At 70.2% G+C, this 25,176-nt stretch carries 21 protein-coding genes and 2 pseudogenes; 12 read left to right on the forward strand and 11 right to left on the reverse strand.

Annotation, left to right across the window (positions count from 1 at the left end; translation table 11 throughout):
* The first annotated feature begins 56 nt into the window (after positions 1-56).
* Both NQ152_RS06380 and NQ152_RS06385 read left to right on the forward strand, forming a co-directional pair.
* Positions 57-764, forward strand: coding sequence for a GAF and ANTAR domain-containing protein (locus NQ152_RS06380; RefSeq protein ID WP_257501384.1), 708 nt, complete (start codon positions 57-59; stop codon positions 762-764).
* The gene (locus NQ152_RS06385; RefSeq protein WP_257523456.1) at positions 764-1,474 is read left to right on the forward strand and encodes a GAF and ANTAR domain-containing protein; all 711 of its coding nucleotides are present in this window, start codon (positions 764-766) and stop codon (positions 1,472-1,474) included. The genes NQ152_RS06380 and NQ152_RS06385 overlap by 1 nt, the downstream gene beginning before the upstream one ends.
* 291 nt (positions 1,475-1,765) lie before the next feature.
* Here NQ152_RS06385 and NQ152_RS06390 read toward each other — a convergent pair whose 3' ends face one another.
* Complete coding sequence (locus NQ152_RS06390) at positions 1,766-1,915, reverse strand: hypothetical protein (RefSeq protein WP_257523410.1); 150 nt, start codon at positions 1,913-1,915, stop codon at positions 1,766-1,768.
* A 91-nt stretch (positions 1,916-2,006) separates the two neighbouring features.
* Between NQ152_RS06390 and NQ152_RS06395 the strand changes: the two genes are divergently transcribed.
* Positions 2,007-2,633, forward strand: a complete 627-nt coding sequence (locus tag NQ152_RS06395; RefSeq protein ID WP_257523411.1) for a cyclodeaminase/cyclohydrolase family protein — start codon at positions 2,007-2,009, stop codon at positions 2,631-2,633.
* A 270-nt stretch (positions 2,634-2,903) separates the two neighbouring features.
* Here NQ152_RS06395 and NQ152_RS06400 read toward each other — a convergent pair whose 3' ends face one another.
* The 6 genes and pseudogenes from NQ152_RS06400 to nhaA all read right to left on the reverse strand — a co-directional run bounded on the left by NQ152_RS06400 (position 2,904) and on the right by nhaA (position 10,694).
* Positions 2,904-3,788 (reverse strand): SDR family oxidoreductase, encoded by an 885-nt coding sequence (locus NQ152_RS06400; protein WP_257523412.1) that lies wholly within the window; start codon positions 3,786-3,788, stop codon positions 2,904-2,906.
* A gap of 166 nt (positions 3,789-3,954) precedes the next feature.
* Positions 3,955-4,734 (reverse strand): LLM class flavin-dependent oxidoreductase, encoded by a 780-nt coding sequence (locus tag NQ152_RS06405; protein WP_257523413.1) that lies wholly within the window; start codon positions 4,732-4,734, stop codon positions 3,955-3,957.
* A gap of 63 nt (positions 4,735-4,797) precedes the next feature.
* A complete protein-coding gene (locus NQ152_RS06410) occupies positions 4,798-5,964 on the reverse strand; it encodes a cystathionine gamma-synthase (protein WP_257523414.1) in 1,167 nt (388 codons plus the stop codon).
* 41 nt (positions 5,965-6,005) lie between these two features.
* Positions 6,006-6,953: pseudogene (locus NQ152_RS06415) on the reverse strand (pyridoxal-phosphate dependent enzyme); the annotation flags it as partial.
* A gap of 186 nt (positions 6,954-7,139) precedes the next feature.
* Positions 7,140-8,774: a cyclic nucleotide-binding domain-containing thioredoxin-disulfide reductase gene (locus NQ152_RS06420; protein ID WP_257523416.1), complete on the reverse strand. Its 1,635-nt coding sequence runs from the start codon at positions 8,772-8,774 to the stop codon at positions 7,140-7,142.
* 30 nt (positions 8,775-8,804) lie between these two features.
* Positions 8,805-10,694: a Na+/H+ antiporter NhaA gene (gene nhaA / locus NQ152_RS06425; protein ID WP_257523417.1), complete on the reverse strand. Its 1,890-nt coding sequence runs from the start codon at positions 10,692-10,694 to the stop codon at positions 8,805-8,807.
* A gap of 177 nt (positions 10,695-10,871) precedes the next feature.
* Between nhaA and msrB the strand changes: the two genes are divergently transcribed.
* The 3 genes from msrB to NQ152_RS06440 all read left to right on the forward strand — a co-directional run bounded on the left by msrB (position 10,872) and on the right by NQ152_RS06440 (position 15,252).
* Positions 10,872-11,342, forward strand: a complete 471-nt coding sequence (gene msrB / locus NQ152_RS06430) for a peptide-methionine (R)-S-oxide reductase MsrB (protein WP_257501393.1) — start codon at positions 10,872-10,874, stop codon at positions 11,340-11,342.
* Entirely contained in the window at positions 11,339-11,884 is a 546-nt protein-coding gene (msrA, locus tag NQ152_RS06435) for a peptide-methionine (S)-S-oxide reductase MsrA (RefSeq protein ID WP_257501394.1), read from the forward strand. Before msrB ends, msrA begins: the two co-directional genes overlap by 4 nt.
* A gap of 224 nt (positions 11,885-12,108) precedes the next feature.
* Positions 12,109-15,252 (forward strand): S8 family serine peptidase, encoded by a 3,144-nt coding sequence (locus NQ152_RS06440; RefSeq protein WP_257523418.1) that lies wholly within the window; start codon positions 12,109-12,111, stop codon positions 15,250-15,252.
* Positions 15,253-15,364: 112 nt separating this feature from the next.
* On the opposite strand, the gene NQ152_RS06445 is transcribed toward NQ152_RS06440, so the two are convergent.
* Positions 15,365-15,817: a pyridoxamine 5'-phosphate oxidase family protein gene (locus NQ152_RS06445; protein WP_257501396.1), complete on the reverse strand. Its 453-nt coding sequence runs from the start codon at positions 15,815-15,817 to the stop codon at positions 15,365-15,367.
* Between the two features lie 141 nt (positions 15,818-15,958).
* Between NQ152_RS06445 and NQ152_RS06450 the strand changes: the two genes are divergently transcribed.
* Positions 15,959-16,615 (forward strand): M23 family metallopeptidase, encoded by a 657-nt coding sequence (locus NQ152_RS06450; protein WP_257523419.1) that lies wholly within the window; start codon positions 15,959-15,961, stop codon positions 16,613-16,615.
* Positions 16,616-16,689: 74 nt separating this feature from the next.
* Positions 16,690-17,004 carry an ATP-dependent DNA ligase gene (locus tag NQ152_RS06455; RefSeq protein WP_257501474.1) on the forward strand — a complete coding sequence of 105 codons (315 nt, stop codon included), beginning with the start codon at positions 16,690-16,692 and terminating at the stop codon, positions 17,002-17,004.
* Positions 17,005-17,205: 201 nt separating this feature from the next.
* On the opposite strand, the pseudogene NQ152_RS06460 reads toward NQ152_RS06455, so the two are convergent.
* The 3 genes and pseudogenes from NQ152_RS06460 to NQ152_RS06470 all read right to left on the reverse strand — a co-directional run.
* Positions 17,206-17,508, reverse strand: a pseudogene (locus NQ152_RS06460) (hypothetical protein); the annotation flags it as partial.
* An 89-nt stretch (positions 17,509-17,597) separates the two neighbouring features.
* On the reverse strand, positions 17,598-18,233 hold the full coding sequence (locus NQ152_RS06465; protein ID WP_257523420.1) for an NADPH-dependent F420 reductase: 636 nt from the start codon (positions 18,231-18,233) through the stop codon (positions 17,598-17,600).
* Positions 18,234-18,274: 41 nt separating this feature from the next.
* The gene (locus NQ152_RS06470; RefSeq protein ID WP_306815712.1) at positions 18,275-19,483 is read right to left on the reverse strand and encodes an ROK family transcriptional regulator; all 1,209 of its coding nucleotides are present in this window, start codon (positions 19,481-19,483) and stop codon (positions 18,275-18,277) included.
* 100 nt (positions 19,484-19,583) lie between these two features.
* On the opposite strand from NQ152_RS06470, the gene NQ152_RS06475 reads away from it, so the two are divergent.
* From NQ152_RS06475 to NQ152_RS06490, 4 genes are read left to right on the forward strand one after another with little or no spacing between them, the layout of a single operon-like run.
* On the forward strand, positions 19,584-20,888 hold the full coding sequence (locus NQ152_RS06475; protein ID WP_257523421.1) for an ABC transporter substrate-binding protein: 1,305 nt from the start codon (positions 19,584-19,586) through the stop codon (positions 20,886-20,888).
* Complete coding sequence (locus NQ152_RS06480; RefSeq protein ID WP_257501400.1) at positions 20,888-21,880, forward strand: carbohydrate ABC transporter permease; 993 nt, start codon at positions 20,888-20,890, stop codon at positions 21,878-21,880. The genes NQ152_RS06475 and NQ152_RS06480 overlap by 1 nt, the downstream gene beginning before the upstream one ends.
* Positions 21,881-22,783, forward strand: coding sequence for a carbohydrate ABC transporter permease (locus NQ152_RS06485; protein WP_257501401.1), 903 nt, complete (start codon positions 21,881-21,883; stop codon positions 22,781-22,783).
* Positions 22,780-25,170, forward strand: coding sequence for a beta-glucosidase (locus NQ152_RS06490; protein WP_257523422.1), 2,391 nt, complete (start codon positions 22,780-22,782; stop codon positions 25,168-25,170). Before NQ152_RS06485 ends, NQ152_RS06490 begins: the two co-directional genes overlap by 4 nt.
* The last annotated feature ends 6 nt before the right edge of the window (positions 25,171-25,176 follow it).

Here is a 25,176-nt window from a genome sequence, read left to right on the forward strand (position 1 = left end):
CGTGACGGATGCTGTGATGCGCGGTACCGTTGTCCGAAGGAACGGGGAGGTTCCGCGTGAGTGATTCGTTCGCCGCGGCGTTGGAGGCGATCGACCGCGCGCAGGACCAGCCCGAGGGCTTCTGTGCGGCGTTCGTCCAGGCCTTTCCGGTCACCGGCGCCGCCGTGTCGACCATGGGCGACCTTCTGGGCAGCGAGACCGTGGCCGCGAGCGACCGCTGCGCTGCGCGCATCGACGAGGTCCAGTTCGATCTCGGCGAGGGTCCGTGCTGGGACGCCGTCCGGACGGGGACCGCCGTGCTGCAGCCGGACATCACCGCGACCGGCCCGAGCCTGTGGCCGGCCTTCACCGCAGCGCTCCGACCCGAGGACATCAGCTCGCTGTTCGCCTTTCCGCTCCTGGTGGGACCGCTTCGTTTCGGTGCGATCGACCTGTACTCGCGCGTGCCCGTTGCGCTGGACGGCGACCAGACCAAGCAGGCCGGCGCGATGGCGGAGATGGTCGGTCGACACCTGCTGCGACGCGCCCTGACCTCGATCGGCGAGGCACCGGAAGGACCGGGGAACGCGTATTCGCGCCGGCTCATCCACCAGGCGTCGGGTGTCGTGCTGGCGCAGACCGGTCTGTCCGCGGATGATGCGCGACTGGTGATCCAGGGCCAGGCCTTCGCCGCCTCGCGGGCCATGATGGATGTCGCTCAGGACGTCATCGACGGGCGCCTGCGGTTCGCGCGTGAAGGAACACGGATCGAGGTCGTCGAATGATGCGGTTGACGCGCGACGGGCGCCTCCTGCAGACCTTCGCGCGGCTCGCCGACACCCTCGTCGATGACTACGACGTGGTGGAGCTGCTGCAGGTGCTGGTGGACACCTGCCGCGATGTGCTCGAGATGACCGCCGCCGGCATCCTCCTGGCGGGTCCGCAGGGTGAACTGGACCTCGTCGCCTCCACGAGCGAGACGCGGAGCTTCGCCGAGATGATGCAGCTGGGCTCGGACGACGGTCCGTGCCTGGAGTGCTATCGCACCGGTCGCCACGTCGCCGTCCCGGATCTGGCGGCGTCGTCGCCGGCGTGGGTGCAGTTCCGGGCGAGCGCCCGCCGGCAGGGGTTCCGCGCGCTGGACTCGTTGCCGCTGCGGCTGCGGGACACCAGCGTCGGTACGCTCAGCCTGCTGCGCTCCTCGGCCGGCGATGCGCCGGCCGAGGACATCGTCGCAGCCCAGGCCTTCGCCGACGTGGCGACGATCGGCATCCTGCACGAGCGGGCGATCCGCGAGAGCTCGATATTGAGCGAGCAGCTTCAGGCGGCGCTGAACAGCCGCGTCGTGATCGAGCAGGCCAAAGGCGTGGTGGCGCACACCCGGGGTGTGCCCATCGACGAAGCATTCACGTTCATGCGGCAGTATGCCCGCGCGCATCAGCTGAGGCTCGGTCTCGTGGCGGCGCAGATCGTGGAACGACGGATTGAGCTCTAGCAGACCCTGTCGGCCCGGGCAGGAAGCGCCTGCGATGCGTTCGTGGCAGGGAACGGCACGATCCACCGCGTCCGATTCAGCGTCGGCCGGCGGATCGGTCTCGCGGTCACCTTCGATGACCGGATCGAGGAGGACCTGGTCGAGCCCGACACGATCCTGGCCACCCCCGGCAAAGACGCGCGCGCTCGAAGGCCCGCGTGCACAGCGGATCCCCGCTCGCGTTGTCGCGACCATGGATCCGATGGACCGGGACGCGGTGATCTGAGGCGCCACGGCGCTCGCCGGAGGCGATCAGGCCGGAGGCGCCTCCGGGTCGAGGGTCTTGAGCATGTCTTCTTCGACCGCGTTGTCCGCGTCCAGATGCTCCTCGGTCGTCTCGTCACCGCCGAGCGGGGCGTCGTCTTCGCCGGCAGCGGAAGCGTCGGGTCCATGAGTGGTCATAGGGCAACGCTACGCTCGTCGTCGCCTTAAGCAACGCCCCATACGGCGCGGTCCCGATGCCGCCCGCGGTGCGGAAACTATGGTGTCGGGTATGGACGACTCCGCCCGGATCCCGGCATCCACCTCCCTGTCCGCCTGGCTCGACAAGCTCGCCCAGCCCGACGGTGCGCCCGGCGGCGGCGCCGCGTGCGGCGTCATGCTTGCTCTCTCCGCCGCACTGCTGCGCATGGTGGCCGAGTACACCCCCGACGATGACCGCGCCACCGCGTGCGCGGCACGGCTCGTGGACCGTCGTCTCACCGCACTGGATGCCGCGGAGGCGGACGGCGTCAGCTCTGCGGAGCTGGGAGCGGCCCTGCGCGTACCCGGCGAGGACCCCGCGCGCGACGATCGGGTTCGGGATGCCGCCATCCGTGCCGCGCAGTCATCCGGCGCGCTCGGCGCCGTCGGCGTGGACATGGTCGACGAGCTTCGACTGCTCCGCGAGATCGGCAACCCGCACCTCGCCGCGGATCTCGCCGTCGCGGGCGAGGCGCTGACCGCGGGCATCGCGGGCGCGTCGATCAACCTCCGTGCGAACCTCCAGCTCGCGGGGGCGCACGGTGGCGCGGGCGACGCGCAGGCCGAGCTCGAGGCCGCGGTGGAGCGCATGCGGGCGGCGCGGGATGCGGCCTCCGGAATCGCCGACGAGACGGCGGCACGGTACGAGCATCGCTGATCCGCGGCGGCGGCGGGGCGTCGCCGGAACTCCCGCGAGGCGATCCCGTGCACGTCGCGGATCCGTCGAGGGAATCCGTCCGTGTCCACCGAAGTGAGGACAGACAGTGACGTGTGGTCTTCTTAGGGTTGATACAGCAGGACCGCCCGCTCGACGGGCGTCATGAGATCGGGTGCCCCGCAGGGATCGCCCGCTCCACCGAAGAGAGACCCCCGGTAACCCCCCGGACCGGGGGTCTCTTCCTCTTTTCCGGACCGTGGACCCCGGCTGCTACAGGCCCTTGCCGCCGGTGACCGGCAGCACGGCGCCGGACACGTAGGAGGCGTCCTCGGACGCCAGGTAGACGTAGGCGCCGGCGAGTTCTGCCGGCTGGCCGGCGCGACCCAGCGGCGTGTCCGCGCCGAACTCGGCCAGCCGCTCGGCGGACCAGCCCGTTGCGGGAATGAGGGGCGTCCAGATCGGGCCGGGGGCGACGGCGTTCACGCGGACCCCCTGCGGCCCCAGCTGCTCGGCGAGCGCCTTGACGAATGCCACCTGAGCGGCCTTCGTCATGGCGTAATCGATGAGCCCGGGTGACGGGTTGAAGGCCTGGATGGACGATGTCACGATGATGGACGCGCCCGGCCGCAGATGCGGGATGGCGGCGCGCGCGGTGAACATCAGCCCGTAGAGGTTCGTCCGGAACACCCGATCGAGTTCCTCGGTGGACAGCTCCTCCAGGCCTGCGCGGTCCTTCTGGTACGCGGCGTTGAGGATCAGGACGTCCAGGCCGCCGAAGGCGGCGACGGTGTCATCGACGATGGATGACGCGAAGCTCTCCTCGCGCACGTCACCCGCCAGCGCCAGGCTCCGCCGTCCCTCCGCTTCGACCAGGGATGCCGTGTCCGCAGCATCCTGTTCCTCCACCGGAAGATGCGCGATGGCGACATCCGCGCCCTCCCGGGCGAACGCGATCGCGACGGCGCGTCCGATGCCGGAGTCCCCGCCGGTGATCAGCGCGCGACGATCGGTCAGACGGCCGGAGCCGACGTAGGATTGCTCGCCGTGATCCGGCGCGGGGCGCATCTGGTCGATGAGGCCGGGCTGCTGCTGTTCCTGCTCGGGGAAGCCTTCGGTGGAATACTTCGATCGGGGATCGACACGTTCGTCTGTCATGAGCTCCACTTTCACTCGGCTGCGGGTGAGAGCGAGCGGGAACCGGCAGAGCCGTCTGCGCGGTCGCCCGCCCGAGGAGAACCTAGACCGCGCGACGGCGCCGGAACCGGGGGTTGACCGTCCGCGGCGGGACGGCTAGCAGCGCCGGCGTCGGCCGCCGCGCCGATCAGAGCAGTGCGCGGGCCTGCTCGACGAACCGGAGGTAGGCGCTCAGCGTGTCTTCCGCGGTGATGGCGCGCAGGATGACCTGGTCCGCACCGGTCCGGTAATCATCGAGGCGGCCGCGGTCCGGTTCGCTGCCGGCATCCCACACTGTGCGAGCCGGATCGACCCCCTGACGCGCGAAATTGGCGGCGTATGCCGGGACGGCCGCGTAGCGCTCTGTCTCGACATGGAGCCGACCGCGCGCGTCGGGATCCAGGGCGGTCCGCACATACAGCGCCACGTGGGTCAGGGGGGCGAGGGAGCGCGCCTCCGCGGCTTGGGCACGCGCGGTGGCGGGGGTGAGCCAGCTCAGCAGGACGCCGTCCGAAGCCTCCACCGCGAGCCGCCGCATCTTCGGGCCCAGGGCACCGACCACGACGCGCGCGGAGACGGCGTCGCGCAGCTCGGAGGCGGCCGCTCCCACTCGGGTCAGCGCGCCGCGCGTGATCTGGCCTGAGCCGATCCCGAGCACGAGTCGCTCCTGCGGCAGCTTCCGCGCCTCCGTCTCGGCGACGATGGTGCCGGCGGGGCGCCGGTCGATCGGGAGGATCCCGGTGGCCAGGATCAGCCGCGAGGTGGCGCGTGCGGCTGCCTGCAGAACCGGGAAGGCATCGCCCGCGGGTGTGTCGTTGACCCACAGCCCGGAGAAGCCGGCCTCCTCGACCGCCGGTGCCAGCCGTCCGGCCAGTTCAGGTCCGACGGATGCGGCGATCCCCAGGGACACGGTGGCGCGTTCGGTCATGACGCCAGCCTACGGACCCCCGGGCCCGCTGACAGGTCCGTGCGTGGGCGTGAGCCGCCTCGCCTACAGGGCGGCCAGCGCGTTCGCAAGGTCCTCGACCAGGTCCTGGACGCTCTCGATCCCCACCGAGAGTCGGACGACGTCCTCGGGTACCGCCAGTTCCGTGCCGCGCACCGACGCATGGGTCATCTCGTCCGGATAGTTCACGAGCGACTCGACCCCGCCGAGCGACTCCGCGAGCTGGAACAGGCGGGTGGACTCCGCGAACCGCCGGGCCGAGGCGGCATCACCCAGCGCGAGGGAGACGATGCCGCCGAAGCGGGACATCTGCCGTGCGGCCAGTTCGTGCCCGGGGTGCGCGGGCAGGCCCGGGTAGTAGACCCGGGCGACCCGATCGTGCCCGTCCAGGAAGTCGGCCACTGCCGCGGCGTTCTCACTGTGCTTGTGCATGCGGAGGCTGAGCGTCTTGATGCCGCGCGTGGTCAGCCACGCGTCCAGAGGCCCCGACACTGCGCCGGCCGCGAACTGGAGGAAGCGCACGCTTTCGGCGACGGCGTCGTCGTCGATCACGACCGCACCGCCGACGACGTCCGAGTGGCCGCCGAGATACTTCGTCGCCGAGTGCACCACGACGTCCGCGCCCAGCCGCAGGGGCTGCTGCAGGGCCGGCGACGCGAAGGTGTTGTCGACCACGACCAGCGCGCCGGCGTCGTGACCCAGCCGCGCGAGTCCGGCGATGTCGGTGATTCGCAGCAGCGGGTTGCTGGGGGTCTCCACCCACAGAACACGTGCCGGTCGCTCCTCGAGGGCCGCGGCGACGGCATCCAGATCGCTCATGTCGACGATCCGCAGACCGATCCCCCAGGGGCCGAGGATGCGGGCGATGAGGCGATAGGTCCCGCCGTAGACGTCATTGCCGAGCAGAACCTCGTCGCCGGGCTTGAGCACGGCGCGCAGCAGGGCGTCCTCGGCGGCGAGCCCGGACGAGAACGACAGGCCGTGTCGGCCTCCCTCGATCGCGGCGAGCTGGGTCTGCAGCGCGGTTCGGGTGGGGTTGCCGCTGCGCCCGTACTCGTACCCCTGACGCAGGCCGCCGATCCCGTCCTGCGCGTAGGTGGTGGAGAAGTGCACGGGCGGGATGACAGCACCTGTGGTCGGATCGAACGCCTGACCGGCGTGCACGGCAAGGCTGTCGAAACCGCGGGTCGAGCTGTCGGTCTGATCGGTCATGGGTTGCTCCTGATGGTGGGGGTGGAATCGTCCGTCGTCGGATAGCCGTGGGCGTGCATCCAGTCGTCGTCGAAGAGCTTGCTGAGGTATCCGCGACCGTGATCCGGCAGCAGCACGACCACGACCGCATCCTCGGGCAGGTCCTTGGCGGTGCGGAGGGCCGCGACGACGGCCATCCCGCTCGAACCGCCGACGAGCAGGCCCTCCTCGCGCGCCAGACGCCGGGTCATCGCGAAGGATTCGGCGTCGCTGACGCGGTGGATCTCATCGACGACGCCCGGGTCGTACGCGGCCGGCCAGAAGTCCTCGCCCACGCCCTCGACGTCGTAGGTGTGCACAGGTCCGCCGGAGTAGATGGACCCCACCGGGTCGGCGCCGACGATTCGCACGGCGCCGCCCGATGCCTCCGTCAGGTAGCGTCCTGCGCCGGTGATCGTCCCGCCGGTGCCGATCCCGGCGACGAAGTGGGTGACCCGGCCATCGGTATCGCGCCAGATCTCCGGGCCGGTCGAGGCGAAGTGGCTGCGCGGACCGTTGGGGTTGGCGTACTGGTTGGGCATGTACGCGCCCGCGGTGTCGGCGACCAGGCGCGCAGAGACCCTGTAGTAGGACCGCGGATCGTCCGGCTCGACCGCGGTCGGGGCGACCACGACCTCGGCGCCGTACGCCCGCAGGACCGCCCGCTTGTCTTCGGCGACCTTGTCCGGAACGACGAAGACGCACCGGTATCCGCGCTGTTGCGCGACCAGCGCCAGGCCCACCCCGGTGTTGCCGCTGGTGGGCTCCACGATCGTCCCGCCGGGGCGCAGCAGGCCGTCGCGTTCGGCGGCGTCGACGATGTCAGCGGCGATCCGGTCCTTGGACGAGCCGCCCGGGTTGAAGTACTCGACCTTGGCCAGGACAGTGGCGCGGATGCCGCCGGTCACGTGGTTGAGGCGGACGAGGGGGGTGTTGCCGACCAGGTCGGTCACGCTCTTGGCGTATCGCACGGTGGTGTCCTGAGGGAGAGGCCGCGCGTCAGAGGCGCGGGGGATCGTCGGGGGTCGTCGAGGTGAGCGCGGAGCGCTCAGCGACAACAACGACAGGTCAGCACGTGTACACAGTAGCCGCTGCGGCCGGGGTCCGCGACGGGAATCCGTCCCGCGGCTGCGTGCACGCCGACCGGATGCCGCGGCTCAGCTCGCGAGCGCGCGGTGCACCGATGCCACCGCACTGGAGCCTTCGCCGACGGCCGCCGCCACGCGTTTCATGGACCCGCGACGCACGTCTCCGGCGGCGAACACCCGCGGCGTGGAGGTCTCGAACGGCAGGGGTTCCCGGCCCAGGTGCTGCCACTGTTGCAGCGTCTGGGCGGCGACGTCGGTGCCGGTGCGGATGAACCCGTCCTGATCGCGGTCCAGCGTCGTCAGCCATGAGGTCGCCGGCTCCGCGCCGATGAAGCAGAACAGTCCGCGGGCATCGACATCGCCGACGGTGTCGATGGTGACCCGCTCGAGGGCCTCCAGCCCGTCCAGTGCGACCACCCGGGATCCGGTGTGGATCTCCACCCGGGGGTCCTCCATGAGGCGTTCGACCAGGTAGGACGACATCCGGGCGCCGAGATCCCGACCGCGCACGACCAGCCGCACCGGACAGCCGTTGGCTGCAAGGTACAGGGCGGCCTGGCCCGCGGAGTTGGCCCCGCCGACCACCACGACCGGTGCTTCGATGACCTGGCGCAGTTCCAGCTGCGTCGCCGCGTAGTAGATCCCGGCCCGCTCGAAATCCGACCAGCGATCCAGCTCCAGGCGCCGGTAGGCGGCACCGGATGTCACGATCGCGGTGCGGGTGCGGATGATACGGCCGTCGGTGAGGGTGACATCGAGCAGGTCGCCCGCGGGTTCCAGCTTGACGGCCTCGCACGGCGCGTAGACGCGGACGCCGAACTTGAGGGCCTGCAGCGAGGCCTGACCGATCAGGTCACGGCCGCTGACGCCGAAGGGGAAGCCCAGGAAGTTCTCGATGCGGGATGTCGCCGCGGCCTGACCGCCGGGGGCGACAGCATCCAGCAGGACTGTGCTGAGCCCCTCCGAGGCGCCGTAGATGGCGGCGGCCAGCCCGGCAGGACCGCCGCCGACCACCACGAGGTCCACGATCTCGTCACCGTCGGCCTGGTAGCTCAGCCCCAGGCGCTCGGCGACCATCCCGGGTGTCGCGCGCGTGATCGGCTCGCCCTGGATGAACGCGACCGGAAGGTCGTCGGCGGTCATGCTGTGGCCGGCGAGCGATCCCAGCTCACCCGGCTGCAGCTCGATCGCGGAGTGCACCAGATCGAGCCGCTCCGCGAACCTGCGCAGCGCGAGGAAGTCGCGCGAGGACGTCGGGCCGACCAGCTTGAGGGTCAGTGCCGCCGGCCCCTTGCGCAGCGACTCGCGACGCGCCCAGAGAGCGTGCAGGATCAGGTCGCACAGCTCGTCGTCCTCGTTCATGAGCCTGCGCAGGTCCGTCCGGGTGACTCTCCGGACGCGTCCCGGCTCCGTCATCCGCGCCGAGAGGAACGCTCCCTGACCGTTGAGCAGGCCCAGTTCGCCGACGAACGAGCGCGGGCCGGGCGTGGCCACCACGGCTTCCTCGAGCCACCACAGCGAGTCGCGCACGACCTCCATCCGGCCGGATTCGACCAGGATCATGTCGTATCCGCGGTCGCCCGAGCGGAAGAGGTACTCGCCGGCGCCGGCATCCTGGGGTGTCCCGAAATCCAGCAGTCGGTTCCACTGGGCGTCGGTGAGTTCGGGGCGCTGGAGCGGATCCGGGCTGTCGTCGTCTTCCATGGTCACCAGAATGTCTCGGCCGTACCCGTGCTAGCGGGAAGGGGTGGTGGGCTGTGCTTCCTGCTCGGACTGCTCGAGAGCGCGGATGAGGGACTGGGCGTCGTAGGGACCGTTGTGGCGGCGACCGTTGATGAACAGAGTGGGGACCGAGCTGATGCCCATCGCCTCGGCATCCAGCATGTCGTCGCGCACGCGGCCCGTGACTTCGGGGGAGGTGAGGTCGCGCTCGAACTTCGGCATGTCCAGCCCGAGTCGCCGCGCGAGGCGGATGATGTCGGACGGGCGCTGGTTCTCCTGGTCGGCGAACAGCCCCCGCTCGAAATCGAAGAACTTGCCCTGCAGGGATGCCGCTTCAGCCGCCTCCGCCCCGGCCAGGGCGTTCGGATGCACGGACGTGAGCGGAGCGTGGCGCCAGACGTAACGAAGCCGGTCGCCGAGCTGGCCGTGCACCTCCTGGATGGAACCTGAGGCCTTGAGGCAGAAGCCGCACTGGAAATCGCCGTACTCCACGATCGTGTACGGCGCATCCGCGACGCCGAACACGTGGTCGCGCTGCGGGTCGACGGGTCGCAGCAGGGTCTGGCCCGACTGAGTGTCGGGGTGGATGGCGTCGGAGAGGCGGAAGATGAGGGTCGCGATGATGAAGGCGAGCACGGATGCCGCCAGCACGCCCACGCGCGCCTCGTTCTGCGCTGCGTCGTCGTCGATGGCCAGGTCGACGATGAACAGCGAGATGGTGAACCCGATGCCGCACAGTGCCGCTCCGCCCGCGATGCGGTCGAGGGTCAGGCCCGGGCCGAATTCGCCCAGGCGGAGCAGGCGCAGGATGGCGGTGGAGCCGAACACGCCCAGGAACTTGCCCGCCACCAGGCCGATGACGATGCCCCACGTCAGCGGGGAGCTCATCGCGCCGGCGAGGATCTCGGGGCTGAGCAGGACCCCCGCGTTCGCCAGGGCGAACAGGGGGAGGATGACGTACGCGACGTACGGAGCGTACGCGGACTGCAGCCGCTCATTGATGGAGATCGACTCGCGCAGGCTGTTCGCCGCCGCACGCGCGTACTGGGTGTTGGGCGACTGGCGGAAGGTGCGCGCCAGATCCAGCGCATGCTCCACGTCGCGGCGGTCGGGGCGGTAGACCGGCACCAGAAGGGCGATGGCGACACCGGCCAGGGTGGGGTGCACGCCGGATGCCAGGAAGGCCAGCCACACGATGACGGCCAGGGTCGCGTAGACCGGCCCGCGCCCGCCACGCAGGTACCGCGTGAAGTAGACCCCGGTCAGTCCGGCCGCGGCGATCAGCAGCGGCACCGGGTTGAAGTTCTCGGTGTAGACGAGGGCGATGATGCTCAGGGCGCCGATGTCATCCACCACGGCGAGGGTCAGCAGGAATACCCTCAGCCTGCCGGGAACGCGCGGTCCGATCAGCGCGAGAGCGCCGACGAGGAACGCCGTGTCGGTCGAGATGACGATGCCCCAGGCGCTCTCGTAGCCGGATCCGGCCGCGATGAACAGGAACAGCAGCGCGGGCACCACGAGGCCGGCGACGGCGGCGATGACCGGCACCAGAGCCCGGGACCAGCTGGTCAGCTCGCCGATCGCGAACTCCCGCCGCACCTCGAGTCCCACCGTGAAGAAGAAGATGGCCATGAGGGCGTCGTTCACCATCGCATGCAGCGTGAAATCGAGTTGCAGGTCAGCCACTCCGACGGTCAGGTGCGTCTCCCAGAGCGTCTCGTACGAGCCCGAGGCGACGTTGGCCCAGACCACCGCGGCCACCGTCGCGATCAGGAGCAGCAGCGCTCCGATGCGGGTCTGCCCCAGCGCCCCGACCTTCTCCGCGATCGAGCGCCGAGTGCGCGAGCGCTGCTCGGCGGGTTCGGGATTCGGAGTCGACTGGGTGCGGGTCACGTCGGACATTTGTGTGCATTCTCCTCGGCTGCCACTACTGCGACAAGTCGAATTCGGTGATCCGAATTCCCGCCCTCGGGTCCGTGGCAACTCACGGCCCGCTCCCAGCTTTGCGGGACCAAAACCGCCCCGACGTCTGTTCTTCTCTACGACGCTGCAGCCAGCCGCGTCACACGAGGAGGAAACGTGTCACAGGACTACCGTGCGACTGCGGATGCTCTCAGTCGCCTCACACCCGCTCAGTACCGGGTCACCCAGGACGACGGCACCGAGCCGCCGTTCCGCAACGAGTACTGGAATAACCACGAGGCGGGCATCTACGTGGACGTCGTCTCGGGTCAGCCGCTGTTCTCATCGACGGACAAGTACGACAGCGGCACCGGATGGCCCAGCTTCACGCGTCCGATCGACGCGCACGCCGTCACCGAGAAGGTCGACCGGACGCTGTGGATGAAGCGCACCGAGGTGCGTTCAGCCGGCGCCGACAGCCACCTCGGTCACCTCTTCGACGACGGACCGAGGGATGCCGGGGGCATGCGCTACTGCATGAACTCCGCGGCGCTGCGGTTCGTGCCCGTCGCAGACCTGGACGAGCAGGGCTACGGTGACTACCGGAGGCTCTTCGAGGACACCACCAATCAGGAGAACGCATCATGACCGATTCAGGCACCATCACCCGGACCCCCGGCACCGAGACGGCCGTACTCGCCGGCGGCTGTTTCTGGGGCGTCGAGGACCTCATCCGCAAGCAGCCCGGCGTGCTGGACACGCGCGTGGGCTACACCGGCGGCAGCAACGACCACGCGACGTACCGCAACCATCCCGGTCACGCCGAGGCGGTGGAGATCGTCTTCGACCCCAGCCAGACCTCGTACCGCGACATCCTGGCGTTCTTCTTCCAGATCCACGACCCGTCGACATTGAACCGGCAGGGCAATGACATCGGATCCAGCTATCGCTCGGCCATCTTCCCGCTCACACCCGAGCAGGAGGAGATCGCCCGCGAGACGATCGCCGACGTGGACGCGTCCGGGCTCTGGCCCGCCAAGGCTGTCACCACCATCGAGCCGGCCGGCCCGTTCTGGGAGGCCGAGCCCGAGCACCAGGACTACCTGCAGCGGATCCCGCACGGCTACACGTGCCACTTCGTGCGGCCCGGTTGGGTGCTGCCCAAGCGCGACGCGGCCACGACCGTCTAGTCGCAGTGTGCAAGGCAGGGCCGGAGCATCCGATGCTCCGGCCCTGCCGTCGTCGTGGTGCGCCCAGGGCGCATGCGGCGCGCTGCCGGACGCCGTGGACCGGAGCCGAAAACGCATTGCCTTGTCGCCGGAGGCGCACATAGACTCGTGCCGCTGCCTGGCAGCCGCGACTCGGACGAGGCCGTTCGATTCGGGTCGTCACGACCTCAACCCCCGGGAGTGTCATGAACCGTCGCCTCCGCACGCTCGTCACCGGTCTCGTCGCCGCGGTCGCCGTCCCCGCCCTCGTCTTCGGCTCCTCCGCGGCGTGGGCAGACGACCCGATATCGCCACCCACTCTGCCGGACGCGGTCACCGACGACGGATCGACCTCCCCAGGTCCGCGCGGGCTCGCGGACTCGCTGCGCAGGGCCAGCGGAACGGTCCAGGTCAGCGTGCGGCTCGCGGAGCCCGCGATCGCCGAGTCGCTCCCTGAGGGCGCCCTCGCGGAGGGCAATGTGCCGGGCCAGGCCGATCAGCTCGCCCAGAAAGACAAGGTCGCCGCCCAGCAGGACCAGTTCCTCGCCGAAGCGAGCGGCCTCGGCGTCACCGAACTGGGCCGCACCGACTTGGCGGCCAACCTGGTGGTGCTGTCGGTGGACGCGGCCGCGCTCGCGGACATCGCGGCGCTGCCCAACGTGCTGTCGGTCAGGCCGATCCGCACCTATGAGACCCACGCCACCCCGGCGGAGGATGTCGAGTCCGGCAGCCTCGCCCAGGCGATCGACTACGTGCAGGCGCGGCCGCTGCATGAGGCCGGTTTCGACGGAACCGGCGTGAAGGTCGCCGTGCTGGACTCCGGCATCGACTACACGCACGCGAACCTCGGCGGCCCGGGTGATCAGGCGATCACCGACGAGTGCTTCGCAGGCGCGGCGGCCGCCCCGGTCGGCGTATGCGCGACGCTGTTCGGACCGGACGCGCCGAAGGTCAAGGGTGGAATCGACTTCGTCGGCGGGGAGTGGCCGAACGGCCCCGCGGTCACCGACCCGAACCCGATCGACGCGGGTTCGGACGCCGGCCACGGAACGCACGTCGCCGACATCATCGGCGGCCGCAGTGCCGACGGGAGCCACCTGGGCATCGCGCCGGGCACGGATCTCTACGCCGTCAAGGTCTGCTCATCCGTGTCCACCTCGTGTGACGGCGTGGCGATGCTGCTCGGGATGGACTGGTCGCTGGATCCCAATGGCGACGGCGACATCTCGGACGCCGTCGACGTGGTCAACATGTCGCTGGGCTCCTCGTACGGGCAGGAGCAGGATGATTCCACGACGACCGCCGACAACCTGGTGAACGCCGGCGTGGTGGTCGTGGTCTCGGCCGGCAACTCCGCGGACCGGCCGTTCATCGTCGGGTCACCGTCTTCGGCAGCCGGCGTGATCAGTGTCGCGCAGACTGCTCTTCCGGATGATCGGCAGTGGGTGATCAAGCCGGACGCCGGTCCGGCGATCACCAACGCGGTCCTGCAGACCTGGTCGCCGGCGCCGACGTCCGTGGTCACCGGGCCGCTGGCCCGGCCGACCGATGAGGGCGGCGTCGGCTGCTCGGCCGAGGCGTTCGCGTCCTTCCCCGACGGGGCTGTCGCGCTGGTCCAGCGCGGAGGGTGCAACGTGTCGGACAAGGCGGTGTTCGCTCAGGATGCCGGCGCCAGCGCGGTCATCATCTACAACAACGCCCCCGGCGACCCGCCCAGCTTCAGCTTCGGCAGCGCCGTCCCGGTCGTCGTTCCGACCTTCAGCATCTCGCAGGCGGCCGGCCTGCGGCTCATCCAGGACGGCGCCGCGAGCGTGACCATCGACCCGGCGGACGCGGTCGCTCTGACCAACACGATCGTCGGCACCTCCAGCCGTGGCACCACGATCGACGGTCAGCGCGCGAAGCCCGACATCGGGGCGCCAGGCGCGTGGCTGTCGGCCGAGACGGGCACCGCCACTGAGGAGACCAACTTCGGCGGCACCTCCGGCGCGGCACCGGTCGTGTCCGGTGCGGCTGCACTGCTGCTCGACAAGTTCGAGGGTGCGACCCCCGCGGTCATCAAGGCACGTCTGCTCAACGGTGCGGACAACACGAACCGCACTCCCACCGCAGACGGCTTCATCACCACTCCGATCTCGCGGGTCGGCGCCGGCGAGGTCCGCGTTGCGCCCTCCGCCGACGCGGTCGGCGTGCTGGCCACCGCCGGAACCGGCGGCAACGTCGGGCTGGGCATCCCGTCCGTGACGAAGGTGTACAAGACCGACGTCGAGCTCACGCTCACCAACACCTCGGACGAGAATCTCAGGTACACGTTCGCGGTCAGCTACCGCGACGAGGCGGATCGGGCCACCGGCGCGGTCACCATCCGCACCGCTCCGGAGAACGTGATCGTTCCGAAGGGCAAGACGCAGACGGTCAAGGTGCTGGTCAGCATCGACGGCTCGAAACTGCCGGACTGGCCGTTCGACAGCGTCGGTGCGACCGGCGGGGACGGCTCGCTGCTGAACGGCCCGGAGTTCGACGGCTGGATCACCGCCACCTCCGACGTGGACAGCGTGAAGGTCGGCTGGACCGTGCTGCCGAAGAAGGCCGCCGAGGTGAGCGCGGATTCGACGGTCAAGCTCAAGAAGTCCGGCGACGGTTCGCTCAAGCTGAAGAACAGCTCGCTGGTCGCGGCCGGCGACGTGGAGCTGTTCGCCCTGACCGGCACCAGCCCGGAGTACCCCGACCCCGCTCCGGGGGAGCCCGGTTCCCCCGGCAGCAACGCCGCCGTCATCGACCTGGCCGCGGTCGGTGTGCGCGACGGCGGTGGCGGGACCGTTCAGTTCGCCGTCGCGACCTACGATCGCCGCACCGTCCTGCCGTACCCGGCGGAGTTCGACATCTATGTGGATGCGGACAACGATGGGGCCGACGACTACGTCCTGTACAACGCAGAGGTCGGCGGGTTCGGTGTCACGGGGCAGACGGCCGTCTACGTCGCGGACCTGAACACCGGTGCGTCATCCGCGTACTTCTACGTGGATGGCGGGTTCGACTCGTCGACGCAGATCTTCACTGCGCCGCTGGAGGCGCTCGGCATCGCACCCGGACAGACGTTCGGATACAGCGTCTACGCGTACGACAACTACTTCAGCGGCGCACAGACGGACGCCATCGAGGATCAGACGTACACGTGGGGCGAGGCGAAGTACACCCCGACCGGAACCGTCACCGTCCCGGCGAAGGGGCGGGCCACCGTCGCCGTCCAGGCGACCGGTTCCACGGCGCCTTCCACGCAGACCGGGCTGTTGCTGCTCTACCGCACCGCCGCCGAGAACGACTTCGGCGTCGTGCAGATCACCCCGTAACACGCGCACGGGCCGGGCGTCGCACGGCGCCCGGCCCGTCCGCTCGCGCATCCGGCGCGCAGGTGCCCGACCTGCGGGCTCCTGCTCAGCCCGCCGGCCTGCGGGCTCCTGCTCAGCTCGCCGGCCCGCCGTCGACCACGTCGTAGCGGTCCGGCTCCGGCGAACGGGCGAAGAGGCGTCCGCTGACCCGCGTCGGGACGACGCGCACCCAGCGGTACTTGAGGGTCGGGATCCACGGTTGCAGCGGCAGCTGGTCGGCGGCATCGATGTCCCGTTGCAGCTCGAGGCGCTCGGCCACTCCCTTCACGACCACGCTTGCCGCTGCAGCGTCGTCGTAGCGGTCCGCCTCCAGCGCAACGCGCGGGTTCGCGGTCAACGCGGCGAGCTTCGACCCCGGCGAGGTCCGGAAATAGAGGGCGCCCTCGGACACCACGAAGTTCAGCGGGAAGATGTCGACCTCCTCGCCGACACACAGCGCCAGCCTGCCCACCTGCGCATGCTCGAGCAGGTGCCAGCACTCGTCTTCGGTCATCTCGGTCACGGCTTCGTCTGAGAATTCCGGCATGTGAGTCCTCCGATCGGTCAGGTGGCGCCCGCGCCACACACGTCGCGGCCACTCCAGCCAACCCCACCGGCGGTCCCCGCGCCAGGTGTCCGGTCGCTCACCGGCTGGACTTCAGGGTCCGGGCGGGAAGAGGATGGGCCGATGAGGCCCGTGGTCCTGGAGCTTCCCTTCCGCGGCACGTGGCGGGCCGAGATGAGCCCGGCCCGCAGGGTGCCCAGTCACGGAACGCACCTGTTCGGCGTCACCTACGCGATCGACTTCGTCGCCGTGGATGCGCGCGGCAGGTCCGCGCCGCCCGGGTGGCGGGCGGTGCTGGGCTCCGAGGAGCCGGCGACCTTCCGCGGCTTCGGGCAACCGGTCCTCGCCCCCGCGGCGGGGACGGTCGTGTCCGTCCACGACGGAGAACCCGACCACGTCGGGAGGCGATCGCCGCTGACGCTGCTGCCGTACCTGCTCGGGCAGGCCGCGCGGGTCCGGGCGGGGATCGGGGCGATCGCCGGCAACCACGTGGTCATCGCGCTCGGCCCGGCCGGACCGTTCGTGACCCTCGTCCACCTGAGGCTGGGCAGCCCGCAGGTGGAGGTCGGCGACGTCGTCGCGGTCGGCGACTCGCTCGCGGAATGCGGCAACTCCGGCAACAGCACTCAGCCGTGCGTACACGTGCAGGTCACCGATTCAATGGACTGGAACCGAGCGCGCGGCCTGCCCATCGTGTTCCGGGGCTACCGCAGCCTGACCTCAGGCGAGGTCGTCGGGCACGGCATCCCCGGGGAGTCGGAGATCGTCGAAGCCCTGTGACCGACAGGCGACACCCGGCGCGGACAGCGGGCATGGGCACGCGGAACCGCGCACGCCCGACTAGGCTCGTGGTCATGGGCAGGTTCATTTACGACACGATGGCAAACTCGGTCGACATCGATGATCGGACGCTTGCGCATCTTCGCATCGTGGTGATGAACAAGCTGCGCCGCACCGAGGCTTTCATGTTCGATGTCGAGGTGGGCGACGGCAGCGGCCGGCGCAGCTTCTGGATGCACCCGTCGGTCCCGATTCAGTTCCACTTCTTCGGTAGCCGCAATCCGCGCATCAACCGCGCCTGGATCGAGGACCTGATGCAGGTCGCGAGCGGACCGAACGGGCTGACGATCACGCCGGAGCCGTCGGAGGAATCACTCCCCGAGGAGTGAGCGCGCTCGCGCGCGTGGGAGCGGTCAGCTCTTCTCGGGTGCCGCGAGCTCGGAGGTCTGCAGCACGTCGTGGCCAGTGGTCAGACTCGACCCGCCGACCTCGTTGCCGCCGACCGTGAGCTTGTCGATCGACAGCTCCTCGACCTCGACCTTGGCCACCGCCAGCGCGGGATCGCTCGGCTCGATGACCTCGACCGGCCCGGTGTCGAAGTGCTCGGCGATCAGCGTGATGCCGCCCGATGAGTTCGCCGAGCTCGCGAGCTCTTCGATCCATTCCCGACTGAGAGTCGCGGGCTCGGGGTCGTCGAACACGAAGCGCATCGGGATCGACGGGTGCAGCCAGATGGTGCTGCGACCGCGCGGCTGGCCGTCGGGATGCCGCCACGTCACGGTGAAGCTCTCGCTGCGCCGGAGCTTGGTGGCGATGACGACCTTGAGGTGCGCCAGCGCGCGATCCTCGATGTGAATCGGGGTGGCCGATCCGCCGTAGTAAATGGTGCCCACCGAGATACCCTAAGCCCTACGGAGCGCGCCGCGAACTCCACAGGGCGATCCTGTGGCGAATCTCCCTTTCGGAACAGCGCGATTCGGCGTCAGCGCGTCGCCCGCGCCAGGTTCTGCACCATCTCCTCGCGCGTCTGGACCGCCCCATACGCGGGCTGGTCGCGCTCGACGCGCCAGCTTTCCGCGAGCGGGCCGATGTTCACTGCGTCGAACCCGAATTCTCCGTACAGCTCGGCGACGAGGGCGGCCGCATCCGGAAAGTCGCTGGCCGTGGCCAGCGCGCGGCGGCCGGGCGTGCCGGCAGGTGAACCGGTCGTGCGGATGTCGCCCGCGGTGATGTGGTTGAACGCCTTCACGACCTTCGATTCGGCCAGATGCTCCTGCAGCAGGCCGCTGGAGGTCGCCTTCTTCTCGTCGAGGGCGGCGATACGGCCATCGCGCTCCCAGTAGTAGTTGTTCGTGTCCACCACGATCTTTCCCGCGAGTGGGGCGACCGGAAGGTCCCGGTACGCCATGAACGGGACGGCGACGATGACGAACTCGCCCTGGGTGGCGGCATCCGTCGCCGTGCCGGCGGTGGCATGATCGCCCAGTTCGGCAACCAAGGGGGCCAGCGATTCGGGCCCCCGGGAGTTGCTGATCACCACGTCATAGCCGCGGTCGATGAGACCCCGAGCCAGCGTCGAGCCGATGTGTCCTGCGCCGATGATGCCCACACGTGTCATGCGGAGAGCAACGCCGCACGATCGGGTTCATTCCCGCGCGGTCATCCCGCTGCTGCGCCGAGGACACCGGGATCGGCGAGCAGGTCGGCGAACGCGGCCTCGGCCGCGCCGATCAGCAGGCGGTTCTCGGCGAGGACCGCGACGCGGATCGCGAGGCCCTCCATGCTCGCCGGCATCGCATGTGCTCCCACCGCGGCGGTGAGCCCGTCCAGGTCGCGCTCGGCGATGGTGGCGAGGAATCCGCCGAGCACCACCACCGACGGGTTCAGGACGTTGACGGCGTTGGCCAGGGCTGTGGCCAGGATGCCGCGTTGACGCGCGAGTTCGGCGATCGCGTCCGGCAGCGTGGTGGCTTCCAGCAGCGCGGCCAGGGTGGGCTCGTCGGCGGACGGGCGGCCGACGACGGCGAGCAGGCGTGCGCGGCTCACTTCGTCCTCGAGGGCGCCGTCGCGAGCGCGCCGGTCGCGGTCGGACGCGATCCCGGGTCTGTTCTGGCCGAACTCACCGGCGTAGCCGCCGGCGCCGGCCACCGGCATCCCGTGCACGATCAGCCCGCCACCGATGCCGCTGGCACCGCCGTTGAGGTAGACGACGTTGTCGATGCCGCGTGCCGCGCCGTACAGGTGCTCGGCGATGGCACCGAGGCTCGCGTCGTTGCCCACGACGGTGGGCAGGCCGGTCGCCTCCGCGACCAGGTCGCGGATCGGGGCGTCGGTCCACCCCAGGTGCGGCGCGTTGCGCACGAGCCCGTCGGCGGCGCGGACCAGCCCGGGAACGGCCAGGGCCACCGCCACGATGCGCGCGTCGGCCAGTTCCGCCGCGCGCCAGGCCGAGATGCGCTCGGCGACGAGCGCAGCGGTCTCTTCGGGACCGATCAGGTGGTCCAGATCGATGCGCTCACGGATCGGGATGCCTCGGTCCAGCCCGACCGCGGCGATCGTGAGCGCGTCGACCTCGGGGTTGACCGCGATCGTCAGCACGCGGGGATCGACCGCGACGACGGGGGAGGGGCGCCCGACGCGCCGGGACCTGTCCGGTGCGTGCTCCTGGACCAGCCCCTGCTGCGCGAGCTGCGATACCAGGTCGGCGATGGTCGAGCGGTTCAGCCCGGTCGTCTCGGTCAGCACCGCGCGGGAGAGGGGGCCTTCCAGGTGCACCAGCCGAAGGATGCGCGCGAGGTTGCGTTGGCGCACGCCGTCCGCCGTCTGTTCGCTCACTCGTCCCACTGTAGGAGATCGAATCGTGATCATCTCCACATTTGTTGGCCTTGACCACGAATACGTCACGCCATATATTGAGCGAATCAGATCACTTTCGACCACGACGTCGAAACTTTCGGAAGGTTCAAGGATGAACGTACGCAGCAAGACGCGGCTTGCCGCGGGCCTGGCCGCCGTCGGCCTGGCCGTCGGCACGCTGGCCGGGTGTTCCGCCGGGGGCGGCGGAGACGAGGGCGGGGGCGGCGACGGCGAGCAGATCACGCTCACGTGGTGGCACAACGCCACCAACGGGCCGCTTCCGGACGTGTGGGAGGCGGTGGCCACCGAGTTCGAGGAGGCCAACCCCGGCGTCACGGTGGAGCAGACCGGCTATCAGAACGAGGAGCTGCAGCGCACCCTCATCCCCAACGCATTGGCCGCGGGCGACCCGCCGGACCTGTTCCAGGTGTGGCCGGGCGGCGAGCTGCGCGACCAGGTCGACAACGAGTACCTCATGCCGCTGGATGACCTCATCCCGGAGACCATCGAGAGCGTCGGCGCGACGGCCTACCCGTGGCAGGTGGATGGGGTCACCTACGCCGTCCCGTTCACGTTCGGCATCGAGGGCTTCTGGTACAACAAGGACCAGTTCGAGGAGGCAGGTGTGGAGGTGCCCGAGACCTTCGATGACCTCGTCACCGCCGTCGGCACCCTCCGCGAGGCCGGGTTCACCCCCATCGCGGTCGGCGCCGGAGCGGGCTGGCCGGCGGCGCACTGGTGGTACCAGTTCGCCATGAAGTCCTGCTCGCCGGAGACCCTGGAGGCCGCGGTGAGCGAGTTCGACTTCAGCGACGCGTGCTGGGTCGAAGCGGGCGAGCAGCTCCAGGAGTTCATCGGCATCGAGCCGTTCCAGGAGGGCTACCTCGGCACCGTTCCGCAGGAGGGTGCCGGCAGTTCGGCGGGCATGATCGCCAACGGCCAGGCGGCCATGGAGCTGATGGGCCACTGGAACGTCGGCACCATCGGCGGCCTCGCCCCCAACGAAGAGGTTCCGGAGTTCCTGGGCTGGTTCCCGTTCCCGGCGATCGAGGGTGCGGCGGGCGACCCGTCGGCCGCGCTGGGCGGCGGTGACGGCTTCGGCTGTTCTGCGACCGCTCCGCCGGAGTGCGCCGATCTGCTGGCCTACATCATGAGCGAGGACGTGCAGAAGCGCTTCGCCGAAAGCGGTTCCGGCATCCCGACCGTGCCCGGCGCGATCTCTGCGGTGGAGGACCCGAACCTCAGCCTGGTCGCCGAGGGCCTGGCGGACTCGTCGCTCGTGCAGATCTGGCTCGACACGGCGCTCGGCACGACCGTCGGGAACGCGATGAACGAGGGGATCGTCAACCTCTTCGCCGGCAACGGCACCCCGCAGGACATCGTCACGCGCATGCAGGATGCGGCGGCAACACTGTAATGACCGCCGTCAGCACGCCCGGGTCCGCGGTCTCCGCGGGCCCGGGCCGCGCATCGCGCACGCGTCCCCGTTCGGGGGCGGTGCGCAAGCGCGTCGAGATCACCCTCTTCCTGACCCCCGCGCTGGTGCTGTTCCTGGGGTTCGTCATCCTGCCCGTGGTGCTGGCCGCGGTGTACAGCCTGTTCAACCTGCCGCCGGCGTTCCGCTGGGACCACCTGGCCGACCCGGACCGGTTCGTCGGCCTGGCCAACTACACCCGGGCGCTGAATACCCCGGAGTTCCAGCGCGCGATCGCCAACACCTTCTTCATCCTGTTCATGTCACTGCTGGTGCAGGGTCCGGTCGCGATCGCCGTCGCGCTGATGCTGAACCGGCGGATGAAGGGACGCGGCGTCTTCCGCCTGCTCATCTTCGTGCCGTACGTGCTGGCAGAGGTCATCGCAGGCCTTTCCTGGCGGCTTCTGCTGCAGCCCGGTGGGGGCGTGAACGCCATGCTGGAAGGCCTCGGACTGGGATTCCTCCGCCAGAACTGGCTGGCCGATCCTGCCATCGCGCTGTGGACCATCTTTTTCATCCTGACCTGGAAGTACATCGGCTTCGCCATCTTGCTGATGCTGGCCGGGCTCCAGGGCGTCCCCGAGGAGCTGGCCGAGGCGGCGCAGATCGACGGCGCCACGTGGTGGCAGACGCAGCGCTACATCACCCTTCCGCTGCTGGCCCCCACGATCCGCATCTGGGCGTTCCTGTCCATCATCGGCTCGCTTCAGGTGTTCGACATGATCTGGGTCACCGTCGCTCCGGCCGTGCGCCGCATCGCCACCGAGAGCATGGCCACCTACATGGTCCAGCAGGGCCAGTTCGCCGGCCAGCCCGGCTACGGCAGCGCCATCGCCGTCATCCTCTTCGTCATCTCACTCGTCGTCGCGCTGGTCTACCAGCGCTTCGCGCTCCGCCGAGACCTCGCCGGATCCATCACTCGGGGGGTTCACTAGATGTCCGCCACCACCACCGCGCCGGCCGAGACCGAGTCCGGGGAGCAGCCGACGCCGCCCCGCTCGCCGCGTGTGTTCGACCGGGGACAGCCGTTCGTCTATCTCGTGGCGCTCGTGGTCGCCGCCGTTGCCGTCGGTCCCGTCCTGTACGTCTTCATCGGCGGCTTCCGCACCACCGTCGACATCAATGCGAACCCCGCCGGACTGCCGGATCCGTGGGTCTTCGAGAACTGGGCCGCCGTGCTGAGCGCCCCCCGCTTCTGGGGCAACGTCGCCGCGAGCGTCATCCTGGCCACCGCCACCACCGCCGGTGCGGTGGTGGCGGGGCTCATGGCGGCGTTCGTCATCGCCCGCTACAACTTCCGCGGCCGGCAGGGACTGTACACGCTCTTCGCCGCCGGACTGATGTTCCCGCTGACCGTCGCGGCGCTGCCGCTGACGCTGCTGCTGCGCACGCTCGGACTGCACGGGACCTACCTGGGCGTCATCATCCCCGGCATCGCGTTCGCGCTGCCGACGACCATCATCATCCTCGTGCCCTTCCTGCGTGCGATCCCCGAAGAGCTGGAGGAGGCGGCCGTGATCGACGGCGCCTCGCGGCTGGTCTTCTTCTGGCGCATCCTCCTGCCGCTGTCCAAACCCGGCCTGGTCACCGTCGGGGTCCTCGCCTTCGTGGCGAGCTGGAACGGGTATCTGCTGCCGCTGCTGGTGATCAGCACCGGGTCGCTGCCGCAGGAGTGGTGGCCGCTTCCCCTGGGGGTCACCCAGTTCTCCAGCCAGTACTCGCAGAACACCGGCGCGGTGCTGGCCTACACCTCGCTGGCGATGATCCCGGCACTGGTGTTCTTCCTGCTCGCCGAGAAGCGCATCGTCGGCGGACTGACCGGGGCGGTGAAGGGATGACCCTTTCAGACCAGACCGGCTCCCAGGCGATGCGGGGCTCGGACGCGGTGATGCCGCCCTGGCGTGACGTGACGCGTTCGATCGAAGACCGCGTCGACGCGCTGATGGCCGAGATGACGGTCCGCGAGAAGGTCGCGCAGCTGTACGGGGTCTGGGTCGGCGCATCGGCCGACGGCGAAGATGTCGCGCCGCACCAGCACGAAATGAGCGAGCCCATCGACCTGGACGCGCTGCTGCCGTCCGGCCTCGGCCAGCTCACGCGCCCCTTCGGCACCGCACCGGTGGATCCGGCGCTGGGCGCGCTGTCGCTGATGCGCGCACAGCAGCGGATCGCCGCGGCGAACCGCTTCGGCATCCCCGCGATCGCGCACGAGGAGTGCCTCGCCGGCTTCGCGACTTGGGGAGCGACCGCGTACCCGGTGCCGCTCAGCTGGGGTGCGACCTTCGACCCCGCCCTGATCCAGGAGGTCGGCGCGCGGATCGGCGCCGATATGCGCGCGCTGGGGGTGCACCAGGGACTCGCCCCCGTCCTGGACGTCGTGCGCGATGCGCGGTGGGGTCGCGTCGAGGAGACCATCGGCGAGGACCCGTACCTGGTCGGGACGGTCGCCACGGCGTACATCCGCGGACTCGAGTCCGCCGATGTCGTGGCCACGCTCAAGCACTTCGTGGGCTACTCCGCCTCCCGGGCGGGCCGCAACCTCGCGCCCGTCTCAGTCGGTCCGCGAGAACTCGCGGACGTGCTGCTGCCCCCGTTCGAGATGGCCGTGCGCGAAAGCGGCGTGCGCTCGGTGATGAACGCCTACACGGACATCGACGGGGTCGCCACTGCGGCCGACCCGGCGCTGCTGACCCGGCTCCTCCGCGACACGTGGGGCTTCGACGGGACCGTGGTCGCCGACTACTTCGCGATCGGATTCCTCACCCAGCTGCACGGCGTGGCCGAGGACTGGGTGGACGCCGGGCGGCTCGCCCTGACCGCCGGCATCGACGTGGAGCTGCCGACGGTCAAGGCTCTGTCCGAGCCGTTCGTCGCCGCGGTGCAGGAGGGCCGCGTCGACGGCGCGCTCGTGGACCGGGCGTCGCGTCGAGTGCTTCGGCAGAAGGCCGAATTCGGGATGCTCGACCCCGAGTGGAGCGCGGTGCCCGACGCGCTCCTCGGGGTCGAGTCCGACTCGCCCGCCGCCCTGCGCGGACGCGTGGACCTGGACTCCGCCGACAATCGGGCGCTCGCGCGGCGGGTCGCCGAGAGCGCGGTCGTGCTGCTCAGCAACGACGGCACGCTTCCGCTCGCGCCGTCGCGTCGGATCGCCGTCGTCGGACCCACCGCCGAGGACCCGTACGCGGTCCTCGGCTGCTACTCGTTCCCGTCGCACGTGGGCGTGCATCACCCTGAGGTGCCGATCGGCATCGAGCTGTCCACCCTGCGCGAGGCGATCGCGGCGGAGTTCCCCGACGCCGATGTGACGTACGAGCCGGGCACCACCGTGGACGGCGGCGAGACCGACGGGTTCGACGCGGCGGTGGCCGCGGCATCCGTCGCCGACATCGTCGTCCTCGCGCTCGGCGACCGTGCCGGCCTGTTCGGGCGCGGCACCAGCGGCGAGGGATGCGATGCGGAGAGTCTGGCGCTGCCGGGCGCGCAGGGTGCTCTGCTGGAGGCGATCCTCGCCGCCGGAACGCCGACCGTCGTGACGCTGCTGGCCGGCCGGCCCTACGCGCTCGGCACCGGTGTGGAGTCCGCCGCCGCGATCATCCAGACCTTCTTTCCGGGAGAGGAGGGCACCGGTGCGATCGCGGGCGTGCTCAGCGGGCGGGTCAATCCGTCCGGGCGGCTGCCCGTCAGCGTTCCGGCCACCCCCGGCGCACAGCCGTCCACGTACCTTGCGGCCCCCTTGGCCCGCCGCAGCGGGGTGTCGAACATCGACCCCAGCCCGGCGTTCCCGTTCGGCCACGGCATCGGCTACTCGTCGTTCGTCTGGTCGGATGCCGCGGCATCCGCCGACGCCGTCGGAACCGACGGCCGTGTCACGGTCTCGCTCCGGGTCGGCAACGCCGGCGACCGCGACGGCACCGAGGTCGTGCAGCTGTACCTGCGCGACCCTGTGGCCAGCGTCGTGCGTCCCGTGCAGCGGCTGATCGCCTTCGCGCGGCTGGACCTCGCCGCGGGCGCGGCCGCCCGGGTACGCTTCACCGTGCCCGCCGACCTGGCGAGCTTCACCGGAGTGGACGGGGTGCGCATCGTCGAGCCGGGCGAGATCGTCCTCGGGTTCGGCCGCTCGAGCGGTGACATCGTCCAGGAGCTGTCGGTGCGGCTCAGCGGACCTGTCCGCCCGGTCGATCACACCCGGGCGCTGCACGCCGACGTCGTGGTCGAGGAGCTCTGACGCCGG

Origin of the sequence: Microbacterium sp. zg.B48, from assembly GCF_024623505.1 — a bacterium.
Lineage (GTDB): Bacteria > Actinomycetota > Actinomycetes > Actinomycetales > Microbacteriaceae > Microbacterium.

Excerpts from the sequence above, each read along its gene's own strand:
- NQ152_RS06385 (WP_257523456.1), top strand. The coding sequence starts at position 764 with ATGCGGTTGACGCGCGACGGGCGCCTCCTGCAGACCTTCGCGCGGCTC.
- NQ152_RS06390 (WP_257523410.1), bottom strand. The coding sequence starts at position 1,915 with ATGACCACTCATGGACCCGACGCTTCCGCTGCCGGCGAAGACGACGCC.
- NQ152_RS06395 (WP_257523411.1), top strand. The coding sequence starts at position 2,007 with ATGGACGACTCCGCCCGGATCCCGGCATCCACCTCCCTGTCCGCCTGG.
- NQ152_RS06400 (WP_257523412.1), bottom strand. The coding sequence starts at position 3,788 with ATGACAGACGAACGTGTCGATCCCCGATCGAAGTATTCCACCGAAGGC.
- NQ152_RS06405 (WP_257523413.1), bottom strand. The coding sequence starts at position 4,734 with ATGACCGAACGCGCCACCGTGTCCCTGGGGATCGCCGCATCCGTCGGA.
- NQ152_RS06410 (WP_257523414.1), bottom strand. The coding sequence starts at position 5,964 with ATGACCGATCAGACCGACAGCTCGACCCGCGGTTTCGACAGCCTTGCC.
- NQ152_RS06420 (WP_257523416.1), bottom strand. The coding sequence starts at position 8,774 with ATGGAAGACGACGACAGCCCGGATCCGCTCCAGCGCCCCGAACTCACC.
- nhaA (WP_257523417.1), bottom strand. The coding sequence starts at position 10,694 with ATGTCCGACGTGACCCGCACCCAGTCGACTCCGAATCCCGAACCCGCC.
- msrA (WP_257501394.1), top strand. The coding sequence starts at position 11,339 with ATGACCGATTCAGGCACCATCACCCGGACCCCCGGCACCGAGACGGCC.
- NQ152_RS06440 (WP_257523418.1), top strand. The coding sequence starts at position 12,109 with ATGAACCGTCGCCTCCGCACGCTCGTCACCGGTCTCGTCGCCGCGGTC.
- NQ152_RS06445 (WP_257501396.1), bottom strand. The coding sequence starts at position 15,817 with ATGCCGGAATTCTCAGACGAAGCCGTGACCGAGATGACCGAAGACGAG.
- NQ152_RS06450 (WP_257523419.1), top strand. The coding sequence starts at position 15,959 with ATGAGGCCCGTGGTCCTGGAGCTTCCCTTCCGCGGCACGTGGCGGGCC.
- NQ152_RS06455 (WP_257501474.1), top strand. The coding sequence starts at position 16,690 with ATGGGCAGGTTCATTTACGACACGATGGCAAACTCGGTCGACATCGAT.
- NQ152_RS06465 (WP_257523420.1), bottom strand. The coding sequence starts at position 18,233 with ATGACACGTGTGGGCATCATCGGCGCAGGACACATCGGCTCGACGCTG.
- NQ152_RS06470 (WP_306815712.1), bottom strand. The coding sequence starts at position 19,483 with ATGATCACGATTCGATCTCCTACAGTGGGACGAGTGAGCGAACAGACG.
- NQ152_RS06475 (WP_257523421.1), top strand. The coding sequence starts at position 19,584 with ATGAACGTACGCAGCAAGACGCGGCTTGCCGCGGGCCTGGCCGCCGTC.
- NQ152_RS06480 (WP_257501400.1), top strand. The coding sequence starts at position 20,888 with ATGACCGCCGTCAGCACGCCCGGGTCCGCGGTCTCCGCGGGCCCGGGC.
- NQ152_RS06485 (WP_257501401.1), top strand. The coding sequence starts at position 21,881 with ATGTCCGCCACCACCACCGCGCCGGCCGAGACCGAGTCCGGGGAGCAG.
- NQ152_RS06490 (WP_257523422.1), top strand. The coding sequence starts at position 22,780 with ATGACCCTTTCAGACCAGACCGGCTCCCAGGCGATGCGGGGCTCGGAC.